Below are 3,960 nucleotides of genomic sequence, written 5' to 3'. Positions count from 1 at the left end.
GGCCTGGGAGGCGACGACGACGGCGTCGGGTGGGGTGTCCGGGACGGTACGGGCGGCGAGGCGGCGGACGGCCGTGTTCAGCACGGCGATCAACGGCACCGATACCAGCGCGCCGGTGATCCCGGCGAGGACCACCCCGGCGGCGATCCCGATGATCACCGCGAGCGGGTGGATGGCCACCGCCCGGCCCATGATCAGCGGTTGAAGTACGTGCCCCTCCACTTGCTGCACGCCGACCACCGCGCCGAGGATGATCAGGGCGGTCACCGGGCCGCTGTCGACGAGCGCGACCAGGACCGCGACCACGCCGGACAGGGTGGCCCCGACGATCGGGATGAACGCGCCGAGGAAGACCAGCGCGGCCAGCGGGAAGGCGAACGGGATGTCGAAGATGACCAGGAAGACGCCGATGCCGACCGCGTCGATGAAGGCGACCAGCACGGTGGCCCGCACGTACGCGACGAGGGTGGCCCAGGAGGCCCGGCCGGCGTCGTCGACCTTCCAGCGCGCCGCGACCGGCAGCAGCCGGACCAGGAAACGCCAGATCCGGTTGCCGTCACGGAGGAAGAAGAAGGTGGCGAAGAGCACGAGCAGGGTGCCGGTCAGCACCTCGGCCAGGGTGGCGGCGGTGGAGAGGGCGCCGCTGGTGAACCTCTCGGTGTTGTTGTTGATCCACTGCTGACCCTCGTCGATGTAACGGTCGAGCTGGCCGTCGGAGAGGTGCAAGGGCCCGGTCTTCAGCCAGTCCTGGATCTGCCGGACACCCTGCGACGACTTCTCGCTGAGCTCCGGCACCCCCTGGATGAACTCGTTCACCACCAGGGTCAGCGTGCCGATGACGGCCGCGAGCCCACCGACCAGCACCACCGCGGTCGCCAGCGACCGGGGCAGGCGGGCCCGCAGCAACCAGCCGACCGCCGGCGCGAGCAGCGCCGAGAGCAGCAACGCGACGGCCAGCGGGATGATAACGATCTTGATGGTCCCGACGATCTTCAGCAGTGCCCAGGCGACGACGCCGATCACGATCAGGCGCCAGGACCAGGCGGCGGCGATCCGCAGCGCATGCGGCACGTCAGCGTCGTCGCGGCTCGAGGTGGAGGTGTGCACGGCGGCGGGCGGCTCCGCGCCGACCACCGCCGCGGACGGCGGCGACACCGGCCTGGGTGAGGGCGGCGTGGCCACGCCGGCCGGCTCGGGAGCCTCGGCGCGGTCCGTACGACGGGCGCGCACCGACTCCCGACCCGATTCGTACGCGCGACGGAGCCGTCCGCGTATCCGCTCGAAGCGGCTCAAGCGCACCTCCTGGCGTGAGAATCGGACCGCCCCGGGTCGGGGCGGACAGGATACGTCCGACCATGCCACCGTAGGGCAGTTCCGCCACAGGTTGCCCCGGCCCGGATGCGCGGAACCACTCCCCGGCGGCCGACCGGAGACACGGTAGCGTCTGGCACGTGACCGCCGACACGAATCTCGACTCCGGCCTGCCGATCCGCCTGCTGCACGACCGCGTGCTGGTGCGGATGGAGGGAGGCGAGGGTGAGCGCCGCTCCACCGCCGGCATCGTGATCCCGGCGACCGCCGCCGTGGGCAAGCGCCTGGCCTGGGCGACCGCGGTGGGGGTGGGCCCGAACGTCCGCTCCATCGTCTCCGGCGACCGGGTCCTCTTCGACCCGGACGACCGCTCCGAGGTCGAGCTGCACGGCCGCGGGTACGTGCTGCTGCGCGAACGCGACGTGCACGCCGTGGCCGCCGAGCGGGTGGAGAACGACTCCACCGGCCTCTACCTCTGACGCCGTCCGGGCACGTCACGGCGCCACTGCCGCCGCCGGCGCCGTTTGCGCCGCTCCCCGCCGGGAAGCCAGCCGCACCACCGGCCCTGGGGAGGGACGATGCCGGTATTAGTGAAGAAGCTGCTGGTCTGGGGAAGCGTCGCGTTCCTGATCTACTTCATGGCGTTCCGGCCGGAGGGCGCGGCGGAGATGTTCAAGTCGATCGGCGCCGGCCTGATGGCGATGGCGCAGGGCTTCGGTGACTTCCTCACCAGCCTGATGACCTGACCCGCCCCCTCCGCGCCACCCCGGCCAGGCCGTCGACCGCCGCACCGCGAGCCCACGCCGCGAGCGGCCCGACCACGACCAGCGGCGCCGGCCGCACCGGCGGGCAGGCCGCTCCGGGCGTGCCCGGGCCCAGCGCGCCCGGCGACCGCGGGCCAAACCAGCCGGGCAACGCCGCTCACGGGCATGCCCGGCCCAGGACACGCCCGGGCCCAGCGCCCGCCGACCGCGGGCCGTACCAACCGGGCAGGCCGGTCAGGGGCGTGCCGGGGGCCAGGGTGCCGCCGGCCCGGGGCCGTACCAGCCGGGCGGGCCGTAGCCGGGCGGCAAGGCCGGGGGCGGCGGCGGGGCGAGCACCACCGGGACCGGCACCACCGGCTCGTCCGGCGCCTCGACCGGCCGCTGGGAGCCGTCCGGAAACCGCAGGTGGTAGCGGTGCCCGTCCCAGATCCCCGCCGGGGTCTGCGGGTCCCGGCCGACGAAGAACGACCGGTACGCGCTGATCGCCTCCAGCAGTTCCCGTTCCTCCCGGGCGGTCCGTTCCCGGTCCGCCGGCCGGCGGTCCAGGCCGCGCAGCGCCCCGTCCCGCAGCAGCGCCAGCCGGGTCGCGGCGAACTGGTACCCGCGCATCGCCTTCACGCCGGCGTCGCCGGCCACCCGCCGGGCCCACACCCTCGCCGCGTGCCGCCGCCCGAGGCTGCTCAGCGCCGCCACCTCGGGCGGGGTGAGCCAGCCGGCGCGGACGTAGTCCGGCAGCGTCCGCTCGGTGAGCCGCCCCTCCCAGGCGCGCAGCCACACCGCCAAGCCGACCATGCCGAAGAAGATCGGCACCATCACGCCGATGAAGCCGTACAGCATGATCAACGCCTGGCCGGTGGCCTGGGTCAGCGTGGGCAGCAGGTTCCAGGTGCCGTGCAGCATCATCGCCAGCAGCAGGCCGGCGATCGGCGCGAGCACCCGGACCCGGCGGTCCGCGGTGCGGGCGGCGATCCCCAGCCCCACCCCGGTCATCGAGGTGAACAGCGGGTGGGCGAAGCCGAAGAGCAGGATCCGCACGATGAAGATGGTGATGACCTGCATGGTGCCGGTCGCCGGCCCGTACCGCTCCACGCCCGTCGCGTAGCCGTACCCGCCGAGGTAGAGGATGTTCTCCACCATCGCGAAGCCGATCGCGGACAGCCCACAGTAGACCAGCCCGTCGGTGATGCCGGACCACTCCCGGCGACGGAAGACCAGCAGCAGGATCGGCCCGAGCGCCTTGGTCAACTCCTCGATGAACGGCGCCACCAGCACCCCGGTCAGCGCCGTCGGCAGCCCCCAGTCCTCGAAGCGGCCGGCGGAGAACTCGTTGACGGTCAGCGACGCGGCGGTGGAGACGAACGCACCCCAGGCAAAGCAGAAGATCAGGTACTTCAGCGGCTCCGGCTCGTACCGGTCGAGCCAGAGAAAGCACGCCACCAGCACCGGAACCGGGAGGATCGCGGCGACCACGCCGATCAGCAACGCCTCGACACCGAGGCTCTCGCCCAGCGTGAAGACCATGAAGACCGCGCAGGCGGCGATCAGCAGGACCACACCCGCCAGCACCAGGAACCGGCGCCATCCGAGCCGGCGCAGCGGCATCCGGGGAGCCGACCCGTCCGGCGGCGGGGCGGACGCGGGCGGCGACGGTGGCAGGGGTGCGCCGGGCGGGGTGTCGGCCATGCGATCAGCGTAGTCACCCCCGGCCGGCTGGTCCGGCCGCATCCGGCCCGCTATGCTGCCGGCAGGTCACGAGCGCCAGCGTCAAGCCCCGGCTTGCTGGCCGGCAACCCTCGTCGAGGTTCGCGGTGGGGTGCCCCGGGTGATGACCGGGCCCGGCCCGATCCGCGCGCCGGGCAAGCGCGGACCCCGCCCGTGTGTGCCC

4 protein-coding genes and 1 riboswitch are annotated in these 3,960 nt (G+C 73.5%); of the genes, 2 read left to right on the top strand and 2 right to left on the bottom strand.

The window, feature by feature from the left end; translation table 11 throughout:
- On the bottom strand, positions 1–1,293 hold a 1,293-nt coding region (locus tag C1I99_RS30190; protein ID WP_199562446.1), incomplete at its 3' end, for an AI-2E family transporter.
- Positions 1,294–1,451: 158 nt separating this feature from the next.
- Between C1I99_RS30190 and C1I99_RS30185 the strand changes: the two genes are divergently transcribed.
- Positions 1,452–1,790: a GroES family chaperonin gene (locus C1I99_RS30185; RefSeq protein ID WP_111137571.1), complete on the top strand. Its 339-nt coding sequence runs from the start codon at positions 1,452–1,454 to the stop codon at positions 1,788–1,790.
- Between the two features lie 99 nt (positions 1,791–1,889).
- Positions 1,890–2,057: a hypothetical protein gene (locus C1I99_RS33545; protein ID WP_199562445.1), complete on the top strand. Its 168-nt coding sequence runs from the start codon at positions 1,890–1,892 to the stop codon at positions 2,055–2,057.
- A gap of 252 nt (positions 2,058–2,309) precedes the next feature.
- Here C1I99_RS33545 and C1I99_RS30180 read toward each other — a convergent pair whose 3' ends face one another.
- Positions 2,310–3,800, bottom strand: coding sequence for a PrsW family intramembrane metalloprotease (locus C1I99_RS30180; RefSeq protein ID WP_111137570.1), 1,491 nt, complete (start codon positions 3,798–3,800; stop codon positions 2,310–2,312).
- A gap of 22 nt (positions 3,801–3,822) precedes the next feature.
- A riboswitch (SAM riboswitch) is annotated at positions 3,823–3,944 on the top strand.
- The last annotated feature ends 16 nt before the right edge of the window (positions 3,945–3,960 follow it).

This window comes from Micromonospora deserti, from assembly GCF_003236335.1.
In the GTDB taxonomy this organism is placed as follows: Bacteria; Actinomycetota; Actinomycetes; order Mycobacteriales; family Micromonosporaceae; genus Micromonospora; species Micromonospora deserti.
Note: the sequence above shows the minus strand (reverse complement) of the source record. Positions and strands in the feature narration are given on the sequence as shown.

What these genes read in the sequence shown, in the direction of transcription:
- C1I99_RS33545 (WP_199562445.1), top strand. Translation starts at nt 1,890, where the DNA reads ATGCCGGTATTAGTGAAGAAGCTGCTGGTCTGGGGAAGCGTCGCGTTC.
- C1I99_RS30180 (WP_111137570.1), bottom strand. Translation starts at nt 3,800, where the DNA reads ATGCGGCCGGACCAGCCGGCCGGGGGTGACTACGCTGATCGCATGGCC.